We start from the raw sequence: 14,374 nt of genomic DNA, 5'->3' as shown, positions 1-14,374 counted from the left end.
ATCGATCGATTACAATGAACGCATGTTCACGATCAAGGCGCTCCCGGAGTTCACGGCATGGCTCGACGAGCTTGCAAATGCGACCTTGCGTGGTGTTGTGGTTGCAAGGATCAAGCGACTGGAACGCGGGCTTTTGGGCGACGTGGAGTCGGTTGGCGACGGTGTCTCGGAACTTCGTATACACATCGGAGCGGGCTGGCGCGTGTACTTCTCACAGCGCGGCTTGCAGGTCATTGTGTTGCTGGGAGGCGGTTCAAAGCGCTCGCAAAAACGTGATATCGAGCGTGCAAAGACGCTCGCAGCATTGCTGGACTGAAAGGACGAACGACATGAGCAAGCAACGAATCAAGACAGACGATCTACCCGGTTTCGACGCGGCACCGTATCTCGACAGCGAAGTGAGCATCGCTGCCTACCTGACTGACATTCTGGAAGCGAACGACGCTGCCCTTTTGGCGTCAGCCCTAGGCGACATCGCTCGCGCACGCGGCATGACGGAGATCGCCAAATCCGCTGGCATCACCCGTGAGGCTTTGTACAAGGCTTTGCGACCCGACAGTGCCCCGCGTTTCGATACGGTCAGCCGCGTCTGCACCGCACTAGGGGTGCGTCTGGTAGCGCAGCCTATTCATCGCTGACTGTACGCAGTACACCGAGTGCACTGACCACTCAAATTTTGAAAGCCCGCTGCACATCCACCCGCACCAGATCCGCATAGTCCCGGTGCTTGCGGATGTACGCCGCAATGAACTGGCAGACCGGAATCACATGCTTGCCGTCGCTGCGTGCCTTGTCGAGCACGTGCTTCGCCAGCGCCGACCCGACGCCCTTACCCTCGAAAGCCGGCAGCACCTCGGTGTGCGTGAACATGATGGCGTCGGTCAGCAGGTTGTATTCGCAGTAGCCGGCAAGTTCGCCGCCGAGCATAGCTTCGTATCGGTGCTGCGTTGGGTTGTCGGTGATCTGGATGTCGAGCGGTTCGGTCATGGCGGTAGCTCCTGTCGGATTTCGATTCAAGCGCCGAGATGCATCAGCAACGTCTGCAACGCATAACGCACTGTGGCTTCGCGCAAAGCGGCGCGGTCGCCCTCGAAGCGACGGCGTTCGGTGCGCACCACGCCGTCGACCGACCAGCCGAACCACACGGTGCCGACCGGCTTCTCCGCCGATCCGCCTGTCGGGCCGGCGACGCCGGTCACCGCCACCGACACCTGTGCCCGTCCGTTCGACCGCACGATCGCGCCTTCGGCCATCGCGCGCGCGACCGGTTCGCTGACGGCGCCGTGCGTGGCGATCAGCGCTGCATCGACGCCAAGCAGATCGACCTTTGCCTCATTCGAATAAGTGACGAAGCCGCGATCGAACCAGGCGCTGGAACCGGCCAGATCGGTGCAGGCGCCAGCGATCAGGCCGCCGGTGCAGCTTTCGGCGGTGGCGAGCATGGCGCCGCGTTTTAGAAGCACTTCGGCCAGTTGCACGACCAGCGCGGGCGTTTCGTCGGGCTCGGCGGGTGCGGTCGCGATGGGGAAAAGTGAGCTGTTCATATTAGTAGGCGCGCCAGAGCGCGATCACCAGCAGCGCGCAGAACGCGGCCACCAGGTCGTCGAAGATGATGCCGAAACCCGCCGCTGTCCAGCGCATCGAGGCCGGCGCGGCGTCGCGTTGCTTGAAAAGCGAATCGGCCCAGGCCACCGGTCCGGGTTTTGCGGCGTCGAAGTAGCGGAACAGCGCGAAGGCGACGGTCTGGCCCAGCAGGCCGGCCGGCGCGATCAGCCAAAGAATGATCCAGAAAGCGACGATCTCGTCCCAGACGATGCTGCCCGGATCGGCGATGCCCATGTTTCGTGCCGTCACCGTGCAGGCCCACCATCCGACCGGCAGCGACGCCAGGATCACCCAGCCGATGGCGGCCGGCGACAGCCAGATCTGCAGCACCAGGAATGCCGCCCAGCCCCAGAGCGTGCCGACTGTGCCGGGCGCGAAAGGCGAGAGGCCGGAGCCGAAGCCGAGCGCGATCGGGTGCGCAGGATGCGACAGCATGAAGCGCATCGTCGGACGAAATTTGGGAGCGGAGGGGGAGTTCAAGTCGCGCATTCTCCGACGGATGTCAGCCGAAATGGTCGAAGGATGTGAAGCGCTGTTCAAGCGCGGAGCCTCCAGCATCGACGATGCGCAGGCCGGATTCGGCTTCGATCCGGCCGATGCGCGCGACCACGGTATTGCTGTCACGGCCGGCGCGCTCGACAGCTTCGCATGCCGAGGCAGGCGCGGTGAAGACGAGTTCGTAGTCGTCGCCGCCCGAAAGCGCGCAGAGCCGCAGCATGTCGATGTCGAGCGACGGCTCGGCGCGCAGCGCGATCCGCCCGACCGCCGCATCCGCATCCACCCGCGCGCCGACGCCGCTGGCCCGCAGGATGTGCGACAGGTCGCCCAGCAACCCGTCGCTCACGTCGGCGGCAGCGCTGGCAACGCCGCGCAGTGCCTGCCCGAGCGCGACACGCGGGGACGGCGTTTCCATCCGAGCCCGCGCGATCGCAAAAGCTTCAGCCGGCAGCGACAACGTGCCGCGAAAAACCTCCAGCGCCAGCCGCGCGTCGCCCAGCGTCCCGCTGACCCAAAGATCGTCGCCGACTTTGGCGCCCGACCGCAGCAGCGCAGAACCGGGCGGCACTTCGCCGAAAACGGTGATGCTGATGTTGAGCGGTCCGCGTGTGGTGTCACCGCCGACCAGTTCGCAGCCGTGTTCGTCGGCCAGCGCGAACATGCCGCGCGAAAAGCCTTCCAGCCACGCTTCGTCGACGGACGGAAGCGACAGCGACAGCGTGAAAGCCATCGGCCTCGCGCCGCAGGCCGCGAGGTCGCTCAGGTTCACGGCCAGCGCCTTGTGGCCGAGCCGGGCCGGATCGACCGTCGACAGGAAATGCCGTCCCTCGACCAGCATGTCGGTCGAGATCGCCAGCTGCATGCCTGGTGAAGGCTGCAACAGCGCACAGTCGTCGCCGACACCGAGCGCGACGCGGCCCGGCGTCTGGCGCGCGATGGCGGGCCGCGTGAAATAGCGCGCGATCAGGTCGAATTCGCCTATCGACATTGGATTTCTCTCCTTCAGTTCGGTGCGCCGGCCCGAAACCGCAGCGCCGCCTGCCGCACCACTTCGGCCAGCAGCTTTTCCTTCGATTGCTTCTCTCGCAGCCAGCGAGCGTCGTTTTGGCCGGCCTCCACATCGGTGCGCAACTGCGCGATGGAGCGCGTGGCGTTGAGTGCCTCGCTGTGCCACTCGAGCTGCGTCATCGTCATGAGGATGTGCTCGCGCAGCGGCATGTGGTCGCCGGTCGCAGGGTCGACATACACCGCGTCCAGCCCGAAACGGCAGGCCTGGAAGCGGTTGTAGGTGTAGACGAGATAGTCGTCTTCCGTCGGCGTGAAGGGTTGCTCCTGCAGGAACCAGGCGCCGAGCGACTGCACGTAGCCGGCCAGCGCGGCGGCGCGCTCGACGGTCAGCGGCGTGTCGAAGACGCGGATCTCGATGGTGCCGAACTCGGGCTTGGGGCGGATGTCCCAATAGAAGTCCTTCATGCTGCGGACCACGCCGGTGCGGGTCATGCGCTCGAAGTAGTTGCCGAATTCGTCCCAGCTGAGCGTGAACGGCGCGCGGCCCGACAGCGGAAACGCGAATACCGAATTGAGCCGCGCCGAATCGAACTGCGTGTCCTGCCCCTGCACGTACGGCGACGAGGCCGACAGCGCGATGAAATGCGGTATGTAGCGCGACATGCGGTGCAGCATCAGCAAGGCAGCGTCGGCGTCGGGGCAGCCGATGTGAACGTGCTGGCCGAAGATCGTGAACTGCTTCGACAGATAGCCGTACAGCTCCGACAGCTGCCGGAAGCGCGGCTTGTCGTAGATGCGTTGCTCGTGCCATTGCTGGAACGCATGCGTGCCGCCGCCGAGCACGGCGATGTTGAGCTTGTCGGCGCTCCTGACCAGCGCGTCGCGGATCGGCGTCAGCTGCTCGATCACGTCCTGCGCCGAATGGCAGATGTCGGTCGAGATCTCGATCATGCTGGACGTCATCTCCGGCACCACGCTGCCGGGCAGCTTGATGTCCGCCATGAGGCGCAGCATGTCTTCGGCGTAAGGCGCGAGGTCGTAGTCGTGGGTGTTGACGAGCTGCAGCTCGAGTTCGACGCCGAGCGACAGCGCCTCGGAATTGCGGAACGGTTCCAGCGACACCACACGGTCGTCCCGTGCCGGCAGCGGTCGCGCGTGCGGGGAATCGAGGGGCTCGGTGCTCATGACGACGTCGTGTCCAGGAACGCTTCGGGCGTCCAAGGCCGGGAGCTTTCGCCTGACAGGTGGATCGCCACAGTCGCAAGCACCGCGCCGAGGATTTCCATCAGCAGGATCGTCGGCAGCGCGATCTGCGTGATCATGGCGCCGAGCAGCGGAGAAGCGGTGGCGAAGTTGGATGCGATCAGCAGCGCGATCGACGACAGCGGCGCCATCGTGCAGCCGACCCAGAACGCCTGTTTCCAGCTCGCGCCGCTGCCGGGATTGGCGATGGCGACGCCGGCGATCTTCGCGACCGCGCGCACGCCGATCAGCGCCAGCACCGTGCCCGCGACCGGCAGGCTCCAGTCGCCCTGCGCCGCGACGATCGAGACCAGCACGAACATCAGCATCGTCAGCAGCGAGGCGGCGGTGCCGAGCTGCCGCGACCAGGCCCATGGACGCGGGTTGAGCTGCTTGAGCAGAATGCCGCCGATCAGCGCCGCCAGCGCGGCCGAGCCGCCGAAATGCGCTGCCAGCGCGGCACCGGCGCCGATGATGGCGAGCAGCAGGATCGACGTGTTCTCGCTGGTCGGGCTCATCACCCGCAGTGCCGAGCGCAGCGCCAGTGCCATCACCGCGCCGACCACGAAAGACAGTCCCAGCACCACCAGCACCGGATACAGCTTGGTCATCAGGCCCGCAGGTCCGCGTTCGAGCAGACCGGCCTGCGCGTAGCCGAGCGCCAGTGCATAGAAGGTGTTGAGGGTGGCGAGCGTCATGGCGCGCTCTGTCACCGGGCCGGAGGCACGGGTGTCCATGATCACGCGGCTGAGCACGGCGGGCGAGGCGACGATGGCCATCAGCGCGATCGGGTTGGCGACCGGGTCGGGTACGCCGAGCCAGTGCAGCGTCCAGAAGACGCCGAAATACGTCAGCGCGGATTCGAGCAGGCTCTGCAGCAGCACCCGCGGGTTGTGGCGGAACCAGCGCAGCGGCAGCCGTCCGCCGGCCTCGAACAGCACGATCGCGACGCCGAGTTCCAGCAGGAACAGCGGAATGCCCTGAAGCGGCCACAGCGCGCCCTCGAAACCGGCAAGTCCCACCACCGTGCCGACCATCGAATAGCCGACCACCTTCGGCATGCCCATGTAGCGCTGCACCAGGTGTCCCGAAGCCGCAGCCACCGCCAGCAGCAGCGACCACAGTACCGTCGGCAGGCCGGCCGACGGGCGAACCCATTCGGACCAGAAACCCAGCAGATCGGCGGGAAGGAAGGATGTCATCGGACCGGAAGGAAAAAACTGATTGCTTTCTTGCGCCAGCGCGCACGAAGCGCCGCACGGATGCGGGCGCGGTCGAAGCGGCTCACGCTGTGCGCGCGAAGGGCGAGCCGGAAGGCGAAATAGAAGCTGACGCTCACGTTCATGGCGCCGATCAGCGGGATCGCAGCCACCGCCCACCATAACGCAGGCTGGTGCAGCACCGGCAAGCCGATCGACGCGGCGGCAGCTGCGACCTGTCCGGCCGACAGCGTGACGTGCCGAACGTCGAGTCCGATGCCGAAGAACGACAGGAAAGCCGGCGCCAGACCGAGCATGAAGCCGAGCGAAATGTTCGATGCGAAGCCGGAGATGTGCGTGCGCATGAAGTCCGCCCAGCGGCGGGCACGTGCGGTGCCGAGCACCTTGCCGATGCGCGGGTTGTAGCGCATGGCCGAATCCAGCCGGTGCAGCACGAAGGCGTTCTCGGTCCAGCCGGCGACGATGCTGGCCGCGAACAGCAGCAGGCCGGTGAAGGCGGCGTGGATCAGCGTCGGGCCGGCGAGCGAGAGCGATTGCAGCGTCTTGTCGGCATGCGCCGCATCGAGCAGCGGATGCCCGAGCGCCAGACCGGCCAGCACGCAGATGCCGACCATCACCGGCACCACCACGCCGACATTGCCGATCACCGCCGCCACCTGCGAGCGCACCAGGTTCGCCACCTCGTCGACGAAGACCTCGACCGCGCCGGCGGCCTTGATGTTGTGCAGGCGCGCGGCCATCGCGGGCGCGGTCATTGCCGGCTGCTTGGTCGCAAGCGTCAGGTGCAGCAGCTGGATCGCGACGAAGCTGGCCGCATACATCGCGCCGGCCCAGAAGCCGCCCCAGAACGCGGTCAGGCCGATGCCGAGGATCGCGAACTTCATCAGCACGGTGATCGTGGTCAGCGCGCCACCGCCTGCCGCCTGCTTGAGCATCCGGAAATAGGCCGCGCGGTCGCGGGTGATGTAGTGCTCGCCGGCTTCGGCGCTGCGCTCGGTGACCTTGGCCGCTAGCATCGACGAATTGGTGGCGATCAGCGCGCGGATGCTGCTGCGCTCGCCGCCGGCCGTCACCAGCTTGCCGATCAGCCGGGCCACGCTCGGACCGGGCACCGGCGACATCAGGCAGTCGAGCAGTTCGCGGATGCGCAGCACGCGTTCGCGCAGCTGGCGCAGACGGAACACCAGACCGACCGAGATGCCGTTGTCTTCGAGATGCGCATAGACGGAAGCTGTCGCCAGCCGGCAGGTGTCGAGCCGGCTGCGGAACACCAGGAAAGCGGCCTGCACGGCGTCGTCGTCGCACGGCAGCCGGAACATGGCCTCGCGCAGGCGGTCGAGATCCGCCATCAGCGCGTGGAAGGCGCGGCCTTCGACGGTGGGTGACATCCGCAGCCGCAACTCCGGTGAAAAACCGGCCGCGACGACCTGGCTGGTGCAGTAGGTGACGGCGTCCATCACGGTGTGGCGCCAGAGCGGGGCTTCGTCGGGCGGTGTGTCGACGATCAGCGCACCGATGCGGGCCAGCGTCGCTTCGTCGAGCAGGACGATCCAGCGCGCATCGAAATCGCTCGGCAGCACCATGCGGAACAGGTCGGACGCCTCGGTGGTTTCGGGCGTGCCGGGCAGGATCTTGCGGCGCAGGCGTTCGCTCAGCTCGCTCAGGAAGGCGGTGCGCGACGCGAAACCGTAGTCGGCCAGCAGCGCGGTGATGTCGACCGTGCGGATGAAAACCGCCCACCATTCATGGGCACGGGTCCGCAGTTCGGGGCGGGATTCGATCGCGTCGAGCAGCAGCGTCATCCGGGCCGCCACTGCGGCCGGCGAGCGCGGTGACGCTCTGGTGCCGCGTTCGCCGCGCAGCCAGTCGAACAGTTCGATCAGCCAGATGTGGCGCTCGGCCACGCCCGCAGCCGGATCGAGACGGGCGAGCAGGGTCGACAGATCGCTCGCGGCGCTCATTGTGGGAATGGGAGGCGGAAAACCGCGCAGATCTAGTGCAGGACGCGCGCGGACGACGACTGTGCGCCGCCGGCATCGGCTTCGAGCACGAACAACGGCACCGGCACGTCGAAGCGTCCGCCGTGTTCGTCGACGACGAAGAAACTGCCGTGCATGCTGCCGCTGGCGGCGTGCAGCCGGCAGCCGCTGGTATAGCGGAACGAATCGCCCGGCGCGAGCAGTGGCTGTTTTCCGATCACGCCCAGGCCCTTGACTTCCTGCGTGTGGCCCGAGGCGTCTTCGATCAGCCAGTGCCGCGCGATCAGCTGCGCAGCAACCTGGCCGATGTTGGTCACCGTGATGGTGTACGCGAACGTGTAGACCTGCTGCGCGTGGGAAGACTGGTCGGGGAGGTAGCGGGGCTCTACCTGTATGCGCAAGGGGCTCTGGGACATCACGGCATGGTAACCCGGACATAGTTGGCAATAACTCCGCACTGCGACAATCTCGGACATGAGCAGCACCAACTACCGCATCGCCCCCTCGATCCTCTCCGCCGACTTCGCGCGCCTGGGCGCCGAAGTGACGGACGTGATTGCAGCCGGGGCCGACTGGATCCATTTCGACGTGATGGACAACCATTACGTACCCAACCTCAGCTTCGGCCCGATGGTCTGCCAGGCGCTCAAGCCGCATGCGAAGAAGCCCGACGGCACGCCGGTGCCGATCGACGTGCACCTGATGATCCAGCCGGTCGACGCGCTCGCCGCCGCCTTCGCCAAGGCCGGCGCCGACTACATCAGCTTCCATCCCGACGCATCGCCGCACGTGCACCGCAGCATCCAGGCGATCCGCGCGGCCGGCTGCAAGCCTGGCCTGGTGTTCAACCCGGGCGCCGGGCTGGAGGCGCTGGACTGGGCCATCGACGACATCGATCTGATCCTGATCATGAGCGTCAACCCGGGCTTCGGCGGCCAGAGCTTCATCGATTCGGCACTGCGGAAGATCGAGCTTGCCCGCAAGCGCATCGACCAGTCGGGCCGCGACATCCGTCTGGAAGTCGACGGCGGCATCAAGGGCGACAACATCGCGCGCGTTGCGGCGGCGGGTGCGGACACCTTCGTGGCGGGGAGTGCGATTTTCGGCAAGCCCGATTACGCCGCCGTGATTTCGGACATGCGCGCACAACTTGCCATGGACGCTTGAGCTTTTAGCAAGCGACAGCAGTGAAACTGCTTTAGGAATATTCCTAGCCGATGCCCGCTTGCCTGCCAAGACGATGCCGACGCCGCAGACCTGCGGCTCGGTTCATCTTCTTGAAAAGGCACCTGTCATGTTCATACCTCCCATGTCCGTGGAAAATATTTCCCGGGCGTATTCGATGGCTGCTTGGGCGAATCAGCTTGAAGAAGCTCGCCAGGCTCAGCAGGCGCAACAGCTTGCTCCACCACCGGGCTCCGAAAGCAGATATGCACTGCGACCTTCCTGGAGAACGCCAGCCTTTGTCCGTTCTGCAACTCAAATCAGCGGGCAGATCAATCCAAATCAAGCCGCCTGGCAGAAGCTGGAAGCATGCGGTTGGTCGGCGCTGGTCAAGACGCAGGGCGCCCCAACTGGCCGGCAACTGCTCTCATTCCCTTCTTTGGAGACTTTGGCAAGTCTGAACGCCCCTCTTGGCCTCAGGTGGGTGGCAACCAAGGGACTCGATGGGTCGATGACGATCGCTGCCGTCAATTCCGAGCAACTGCAACTGCCGGTATTCAGGATGATGGCCAACTCTTCGCCTGGCCAGCCTCCCTACTTCTGGCTCGACGGCAGGCCGGTCGACAGAAACAATCCGATCTGGGACCTGCAAATTGCCGCAGAGCTTGTCCACGGTCTGGAATTCATGCTTTGAGCTTCTCGTTGTAAACCTTGTCGGTCACCGGCGCGCGATCGGTGTCGACGGCGCCGCTCTCAACATCCTTGAATGCCTGCTTCCCGACTTCGGTCGCCTCGTCGCCGGGATTCTTCTGACTTTCCGACGACTGATCGCGCTCGTGCGGCAGGTTGGGCGCGGTTTGGCCTTGCTGTTCGACTTTGGTCCTGCCGTCGTCGCCATCGTTGGCCGGTTCGACGGCATCGCGCCTGGTTTTTTCTGTAGCCATGGTGTCTCCTTTTCAGTTGTTTTCTGGTTCTCGACGCTGACACGTTCGAGCCCGGTAGGACCGCCCAGCCGCTGAATGTAGGATCGTCGGCGATGTCCTCGATACCTACCTCCACCGGCCTTCGAAACCCGCGCGATCCGGCCCTCGCGAACACCTTGCGCGTCCACGGCTTCGCGGCCGTCGAGCCCGGCCCGCGGCTGATCGTGCTCGGCGGCGTCCATGGCGACGAAACCTGCGGCACCGTCGCCATCGAGCGCGTGCTGGCTGAAATCGACAGCGGCGCGCTGCGGCTGCTGTGCGGTCAGCTGACGATGGTGCCGGTGGCCAATCCGCTGGCGCGCCACCTGAAGCAGCGCGAAGGCGAGCGCAACCTCAACCGCACCTTCCGCCCCACTGAATCCCCGGTCGACTACGAAGACCGCGTCACCAACCTGCTGTGTCCGTTGCTCGACCGGCACGACGTGTTGCTCGACCTGCATTCGTTCACCAGCCAGGGCGATGCCTTCGCGATGATCGGCCCGCGCGACAACCCGGGCCCGCTCGAACCGTTCTCGCGCGCCGCCGAAGAAGGTCTGCTCGCGCTGCACATCGGCACGTCGCGCGTGGTCGAAGGCTGGCTCGACATCTACGCCGCCAGCCTTGCGCAGCGCGCCGGCGGTGTCGCGGTCGCGGCCGACAGCGCCGCGCTGGCTTTCGGCTGGGGCACGAACGAGTACATGCGCAGCCGCGGCGGCTACGGCGTCACACTTGAATGCGGCCAGCACCGCGATCCGGCCGCGCCCGACGTGGCGTACCGTGCGATCCATGCCGCGCTGCGACTGCTCGGGATGGTCGAGACGCCCGACGGCACGCCGCCACCCGTGCATCCGTCGTTGCTCCGTCTGGTGAGCGTGGTCGACCGGCTGGACGAGGGCGACCGATTCGTCCGCGAATGGGCGACGTTCGATCCGGTGTCGAAGGGAGAGCCGATCGGCACGCGAGCGGACGGCACGATGCTGCATGCCGAACACGACGGATTTCTGGTGTTCCCGAACGCGACCGCCATTCTCGGCACCGAGTGGTTCTACTTCGCGGTGGCGAGCGAGCGCGATCTCGCTGCACCGGCCGAGGTTCGGAAGGTCTAGCCGCGTTCCTACAGTCGTCGCGACGGGACGGGATTAGCTTGACGACATCGGAGAAAACCCATGCCCAACAACCCGTCCCCCACGCCGCGCGTCCTCTGGAAAGGCGCCATCAGCTTCGGCCTGGTGCACATCCCGATCGCGCTCTATTCGGCCACATCCGACCACGGCATCGATTTCGACTGGCTCGACAAGCGGACCATGGACCCGGTCGGCTACAAGCGCATCAACAAGAAGACCGGCAAGGACATCGCGAAAGAGCAGATCGTCAAGGGCATCGAGTACGAAGACGGCCAGTACGTGGTGCTCAGCGATGCGGAGATTTCCTCTGCGTACCCGAAGACGACGCAGACGATCGAGATCGAGACTTTCGTTCCGGCCGACGGCATTCCTTTCGTGTATCTGGAGCGTCCGTATTACGTCGCGCCAATCAACAAGGGCGCCAAGGTCTATGCATTGCTGCGAGAGACGTTGCAGCGCACCGGTCGCGTCGGCGTGGCGCGGGTGGTGATCCAGACCAAGCAGCATCTCGCTGTACTGGTGCCCAGCGGTCCGGGGCTGGTTCTCAACCTGCTGCGCTGGGGCGCCGACATCCGTTCGTGGAAAGACCTGCCGCTGCCGGCCGAAGGCGCCAAGGCGGCGGGGCTGTCGGAGAAGGAACTCAAGATGGCCGCCGATCTGGTGGCGGACATGAGTTCCGAATGGAATCCGGACGAGTTCAAGGATTCCTTCAAGGACGAGATCATGCGATTGGTCGACCGCAAGGTGGAGGCGGGCGACACCGAGGCGGTGGCACCGCTGGAGAAGGCCGACGAGGATTCGACCGGCGGGGCGAAGATCATCGATCTGACCGAATTGCTGCAGCGGAGTCTCAGGAAGGGCGACAAGTCCGGCGACGCCACTGCGCCCGCCCGGAAGAAAAAGGCCGCTGCACCCGCGAAGCGCGCGAAGACGGCATCAACCGCCGCGAAATCCGTACCGAAGTCCGCACCGAAGCGTCGCGCGGCCTGAGCGCGGTGCCGGGCTCATCGTCATGACCGCTCATGAAGCGCTTGCCGCCTATCGCCGCAAGCGGGATTTCACGAAGACGCCCGAGCCGCACGATCCGCACGATCCGCATCCGGCAGGGAATAAGGATGCGAAGTCGAGCGAAGGGCTTTCGTTCGTCGTCCAGAAGCACCACGCCAGCCACCTGCACTACGACTTCCGGCTCGAACTGGACGGCACGCTGAAAAGCTGGGCGGTGCCGAAGGGGCCGTGTCTCGATCCGGCGGTCAAGCGCATGGCGGTCGAAGTGGAAGACCATCCCGTTTCGTACGGCAGTTTCGAAGGGACGATTCCGCCGAAACAGTACGGTGCCGGGACCGTGATCGTCTGGGACCGGGGCGAGTGGCGCCCTGACGGCGACATTGCCGCAACCCGCAAGGCGCTGGTCGAAGGCAAGCTGAAATTCGAACTTCGCGGCGAAAAGCTGCAAGGCCACTGGACGCTGGTGCGGATGCGTGGAAAAGGCGAAAAGCAGGCGCCGTGGCTGTTGATCAAGGAGCACGACGGCGAGGCGCGGGGCATCGATGACTACGACGTGCTCGAAGCGCTGCCGGACAGCGTGCTCGGCAGGCCGAACGGTGCCCGCAAGCCAAAGCCCAAAGCAAAACCTGAAGCCAAACCCGAATCCAAAGCCGGGAAGAAAACCCTAAGCTCGCTTCCGGAGACGCTTTCACCCCAACTCGCCACGCTCGCCGCCGAACCGCCGGACGAAGCCACCGATTGGCTCTGGGAACTCAAGTTCGATGGCTACCGCCTGCTCACCCGCATCGACGACGGCAAGGTGCGCTGCTACACACGCAACGGCCACGATTGGACGGCGAAACTGCCGGAACTCGAAATCGCACTGTCGCGACTTGGGGTGCGATCTGCCTGGCTCGACGGCGAGATCGTTGTGCACGACGAGCGCAGCGCGCCCGATTTCCAGGCGTTGCAGAACGCTTTCGACCATCGTTCGACGGGCGCCATCGTGTACTGGGTCTTCGATCTGCTGTTTCTGAACGGCGAGGATCTGCGCGAGTTTCCGGTCGAGGAGCGTCGCGCTAGGCTCGCACCATTTCTGGGCGACGACGAGGCACCGAGGTTGCGCTTCAGCGAGGCGTTCGACGCACCACCACGCGATTTGCTGACGTCGGTGGCGTCGCTGGGCTTCGAGGGACTGATCGGCAAGCGGAAGGGCTCGGCTTACAGCGCGCGCCGGTCGCCCGACTGGATCAAGCTCAAGACGCAGCAGCGACAGGAATTCGTCATCGGCGGATTCACCGCGCCGAAAGGGTCGCGGGCCGGCTTCGGCGCGCTGTTGCTTGGCGTCTACCCCGACGGCAGAAAGAGCGGCGAACTCGTCTATTGCGGCAATGTCGGCACCGGTTTCGACGGCGCGATGCTGGCTGACGTCAAGACGCGACTCGACAAGCTTTCAACCGATCGTTCGCCGTTCGGCGCGTCGGGTGTGCCGACGGGCGTGAAGGCGCAGTGGGTCAGGCCGCAACTGATCGCGGAAGTCGCATTCGCAGGATGGACCCGCGAAGGGCGCATCCGGCATGGCGTGTTTCGAGGGCTGCGCAGCGACAAGCCTGCAAAACAGATCGTGCGGGAACGACCCGCGAGCGAGCCGACCGTGCGTCCATCCAGATCCTCGAAGCCAGCCATGCATCGCAGCAACGCCGTCAAAGTCAGCAACCCCGACCGTGTCATCGATCCCGAAAGCGGCGCCACGAAGGGCGACCTGTTCGCCTACTACCAGCAGGTGGCCGAAACCATCCTGCCGCATCTGAAGGGACGTCCGGTTTCGCTTGTGCGCGCGCCGGACGGCGTGAGTGGCGAACTGTTCTTCCAGAAGCATGCCAAGGGCAACGACATGCCGGGTGTGCGGCTGCTTGACCCGTCGCTCGATCCAGATCACGAACCGCTGCTGGAAATCGACTCCGCCCAGGGGCTGGCGTCCGCGGCGCAGATGAATGTGATCGAACTGCATACCTGGAACGCGACGGCAAGCGCCATCGACCGGCCGGACCGCATGACTTTCGACCTCGACCCCGGCGAAGGCGTCGATTGGGCGCATGTCCAGGAGGCGGCACTACTGGTTCGCACGCTGCTTCAGGAAGTCGGCCTGACAGGTTTTCTGAAGACCAGCGGGGGCAAGGGGCTGCACGTGGTCGTACCGATCCGCCGGCACTACGACTGGGAGGCGGTCAAGTCGTTTTCGCAGGCGCTGGTCATGCATCTCGCAACGACGATTCCCGAACGCTTCGTCGCGAAAAGCGGCCCCAGGAATCGGGTCGGCAAGGTGTTCGTCGACTATTTGCGCAACGGATTCGGCGCGACGACGGCCAGCGCTTGGTCGGTTCGCTCGCGTCCGGGACTGGGCGTGTCGGTTCCCGTGACGTGGGACGAACTTCCCGAACTCGGGAGCGGTGCCCACTGGCGCATGGGCACTGCCCTGGATCGCCTGTCGGTGGGCAACGCACCCTGGGCCGACTGGGAGATGGGGCGTCAGGGGCTGGCGAGACCGATGAAGAAGATCGGTTTCACCAATTCCTGAGCAAGCC

Annotated in this window: 16 protein-coding genes; 7 read left to right on the top strand and 9 right to left on the bottom strand. The window is 65.4% G+C overall.

Annotation, left to right across the window (positions count from 1 at the left end):
- The first annotated feature begins 22 nt into the window (after nucleotides 1-22).
- Complete coding sequence (locus ACSFA3_RS14940; RefSeq protein WP_435506272.1) at nucleotides 23-316, top strand: type II toxin-antitoxin system RelE/ParE family toxin; 294 nt, start codon at nucleotides 23-25, stop codon at nucleotides 314-316.
- Between the two features lie 13 nt (nucleotides 317-329).
- Nucleotides 330-638, top strand: a complete 309-nt coding sequence (locus ACSFA3_RS14935) for an addiction module antidote protein (RefSeq protein WP_435506271.1) — start codon at nucleotides 330-332, stop codon at nucleotides 636-638.
- A 31-nt stretch (nucleotides 639-669) separates the two neighbouring features.
- Here ACSFA3_RS14935 and ACSFA3_RS14930 read toward each other — a convergent pair whose 3' ends face one another.
- Genes ACSFA3_RS14930 through apaG form a run of 8 tightly spaced genes read right to left on the bottom strand, consistent with a single transcriptional unit; the run spans nucleotide 670 to nucleotide 7,968 of the window.
- The gene (locus ACSFA3_RS14930) at nucleotides 670-987 is read right to left on the bottom strand and encodes a GNAT family N-acetyltransferase (protein WP_435506270.1); all 318 of its coding nucleotides are present in this window, start codon (nucleotides 985-987) and stop codon (nucleotides 670-672) included.
- Between the two features lie 26 nt (nucleotides 988-1,013).
- Nucleotides 1,014-1,544, bottom strand: coding sequence for a CinA family protein (locus ACSFA3_RS14925; protein WP_435506269.1), 531 nt, complete (start codon nucleotides 1,542-1,544; stop codon nucleotides 1,014-1,016).
- A 1-nt stretch (nucleotide 1,545) separates the two neighbouring features.
- Nucleotides 1,546-2,094, bottom strand: coding sequence for a phosphatidylglycerophosphatase A family protein (locus ACSFA3_RS14920; protein ID WP_435506268.1), 549 nt, complete (start codon nucleotides 2,092-2,094; stop codon nucleotides 1,546-1,548).
- A gap of 13 nt (nucleotides 2,095-2,107) precedes the next feature.
- Nucleotides 2,108-3,085 (bottom strand): thiamine-phosphate kinase, encoded by a 978-nt coding sequence (thiL, locus tag ACSFA3_RS14915; RefSeq protein ID WP_435506903.1) that lies wholly within the window; start codon nucleotides 3,083-3,085, stop codon nucleotides 2,108-2,110.
- Nucleotides 3,086-3,105: 20 nt separating this feature from the next.
- Nucleotides 3,106-4,233, bottom strand: coding sequence for a YbdK family carboxylate-amine ligase (locus ACSFA3_RS14910; RefSeq protein ID WP_435506902.1), 1,128 nt, complete (start codon nucleotides 4,231-4,233; stop codon nucleotides 3,106-3,108).
- Between the two features lie 59 nt (nucleotides 4,234-4,292).
- Nucleotides 4,293-5,555, bottom strand: coding sequence for a cation:proton antiporter (locus tag ACSFA3_RS14905; protein WP_435506267.1), 1,263 nt, complete (start codon nucleotides 5,553-5,555; stop codon nucleotides 4,293-4,295).
- On the bottom strand, nucleotides 5,552-7,534 hold the full coding sequence (locus tag ACSFA3_RS14900; protein ID WP_435506266.1) for a site-specific recombinase: 1,983 nt from the start codon (nucleotides 7,532-7,534) through the stop codon (nucleotides 5,552-5,554). The genes ACSFA3_RS14905 and ACSFA3_RS14900 overlap by 4 nt, the downstream gene beginning before the upstream one ends.
- A gap of 32 nt (nucleotides 7,535-7,566) precedes the next feature.
- Nucleotides 7,567-7,968, bottom strand: coding sequence for a Co2+/Mg2+ efflux protein ApaG (apaG, locus tag ACSFA3_RS14895; protein WP_435506265.1), 402 nt, complete (start codon nucleotides 7,966-7,968; stop codon nucleotides 7,567-7,569).
- A 58-nt stretch (nucleotides 7,969-8,026) separates the two neighbouring features.
- Between apaG and rpe the strand changes: the two genes are divergently transcribed.
- Together rpe and ACSFA3_RS14885 are read left to right on the top strand one after the other, a co-directional pair.
- On the top strand, nucleotides 8,027-8,719 hold the full coding sequence (gene rpe, locus ACSFA3_RS14890) for a ribulose-phosphate 3-epimerase (RefSeq protein WP_435506264.1): 693 nt from the start codon (nucleotides 8,027-8,029) through the stop codon (nucleotides 8,717-8,719).
- Nucleotides 8,703-9,410, top strand: coding sequence for a hypothetical protein (locus tag ACSFA3_RS14885; RefSeq protein WP_435506263.1), 708 nt, complete (start codon nucleotides 8,703-8,705; stop codon nucleotides 9,408-9,410). The genes rpe and ACSFA3_RS14885 overlap by 17 nt, the downstream gene beginning before the upstream one ends.
- Here the strand turns inward: ACSFA3_RS14885 and ACSFA3_RS14880 are convergent.
- The gene (locus tag ACSFA3_RS14880) at nucleotides 9,400-9,660 is read right to left on the bottom strand and encodes a hypothetical protein (protein ID WP_435506262.1); all 261 of its coding nucleotides are present in this window, start codon (nucleotides 9,658-9,660) and stop codon (nucleotides 9,400-9,402) included. The two genes, ACSFA3_RS14885 and ACSFA3_RS14880, sit on opposite strands and share 11 nt — an antisense overlap.
- A gap of 92 nt (nucleotides 9,661-9,752) precedes the next feature.
- Here ACSFA3_RS14880 and ACSFA3_RS14875 point away from each other — a divergent pair, with 92 nt between their 5' ends.
- From ACSFA3_RS14875 to ligD, 3 genes are read left to right on the top strand one after another with little or no spacing between them, the layout of a single operon-like run.
- Nucleotides 9,753-10,784, top strand: a complete 1,032-nt coding sequence (locus ACSFA3_RS14875) for a M14 family metallopeptidase (RefSeq protein WP_435506261.1) — start codon at nucleotides 9,753-9,755, stop codon at nucleotides 10,782-10,784.
- A 60-nt stretch (nucleotides 10,785-10,844) separates the two neighbouring features.
- Nucleotides 10,845-11,792: a non-homologous end joining protein Ku gene (gene ku, locus ACSFA3_RS14870; RefSeq protein ID WP_435506260.1), complete on the top strand. Its 948-nt coding sequence runs from the start codon at nucleotides 10,845-10,847 to the stop codon at nucleotides 11,790-11,792.
- A gap of 22 nt (nucleotides 11,793-11,814) precedes the next feature.
- A complete protein-coding gene (gene ligD / locus ACSFA3_RS14865) occupies nucleotides 11,815-14,367 on the top strand; it encodes a DNA ligase D (protein ID WP_435506259.1) in 2,553 nt (850 codons plus the stop codon).
- Nucleotides 14,368-14,374 lie beyond the last annotated feature (7 nt).

It is taken from the genome of Variovorax glucosi (genome assembly GCF_051216695.1).
GTDB lineage: Bacteria > Pseudomonadota > Gammaproteobacteria > Burkholderiales > Burkholderiaceae_C > Variovorax.
The sequence above is the reverse complement of the archived record's forward strand: the minus strand, read 5'-3'. Positions and strand labels throughout refer to the sequence as shown.

Bases quoted from the DNA above. Each gene is read 5' to 3' on its own strand.
- ACSFA3_RS14935 (WP_435506271.1), top strand. From the start codon at position 330: ATGAGCAAGCAACGAATCAAGACAGACGATCTACCCGGTTTCGACGCG.
- ACSFA3_RS14930 (WP_435506270.1), bottom strand. From the start codon at position 987: ATGACCGAACCGCTCGACATCCAGATCACCGACAACCCAACGCAGCAC.
- ACSFA3_RS14905 (WP_435506267.1), bottom strand. From the start codon at position 5,555: ATGACATCCTTCCTTCCCGCCGATCTGCTGGGTTTCTGGTCCGAATGG.
- apaG (WP_435506265.1), bottom strand. From the start codon at position 7,968: ATGTCCCAGAGCCCCTTGCGCATACAGGTAGAGCCCCGCTACCTCCCC.
- ligD (WP_435506259.1), top strand. From the start codon at position 11,815: ATGACCGCTCATGAAGCGCTTGCCGCCTATCGCCGCAAGCGGGATTTC.
- ACSFA3_RS14920 (WP_435506268.1), bottom strand. From the start codon at position 2,094: ATGCGCGACTTGAACTCCCCCTCCGCTCCCAAATTTCGTCCGACGATG.
- ACSFA3_RS14900 (WP_435506266.1), bottom strand. From the start codon at position 7,534: ATGAGCGCCGCGAGCGATCTGTCGACCCTGCTCGCCCGTCTCGATCCG.
- ACSFA3_RS14940 (WP_435506272.1), top strand. From the start codon at position 23: ATGTTCACGATCAAGGCGCTCCCGGAGTTCACGGCATGGCTCGACGAG.
- ACSFA3_RS14875 (WP_435506261.1), top strand. From the start codon at position 9,753: ATGTCCTCGATACCTACCTCCACCGGCCTTCGAAACCCGCGCGATCCG.
- ku (WP_435506260.1), top strand. From the start codon at position 10,845: ATGCCCAACAACCCGTCCCCCACGCCGCGCGTCCTCTGGAAAGGCGCC.
- ACSFA3_RS14925 (WP_435506269.1), bottom strand. From the start codon at position 1,544: ATGAACAGCTCACTTTTCCCCATCGCGACCGCACCCGCCGAGCCCGAC.
- ACSFA3_RS14880 (WP_435506262.1), bottom strand. From the start codon at position 9,660: ATGGCTACAGAAAAAACCAGGCGCGATGCCGTCGAACCGGCCAACGAT.
- rpe (WP_435506264.1), top strand. From the start codon at position 8,027: ATGAGCAGCACCAACTACCGCATCGCCCCCTCGATCCTCTCCGCCGAC.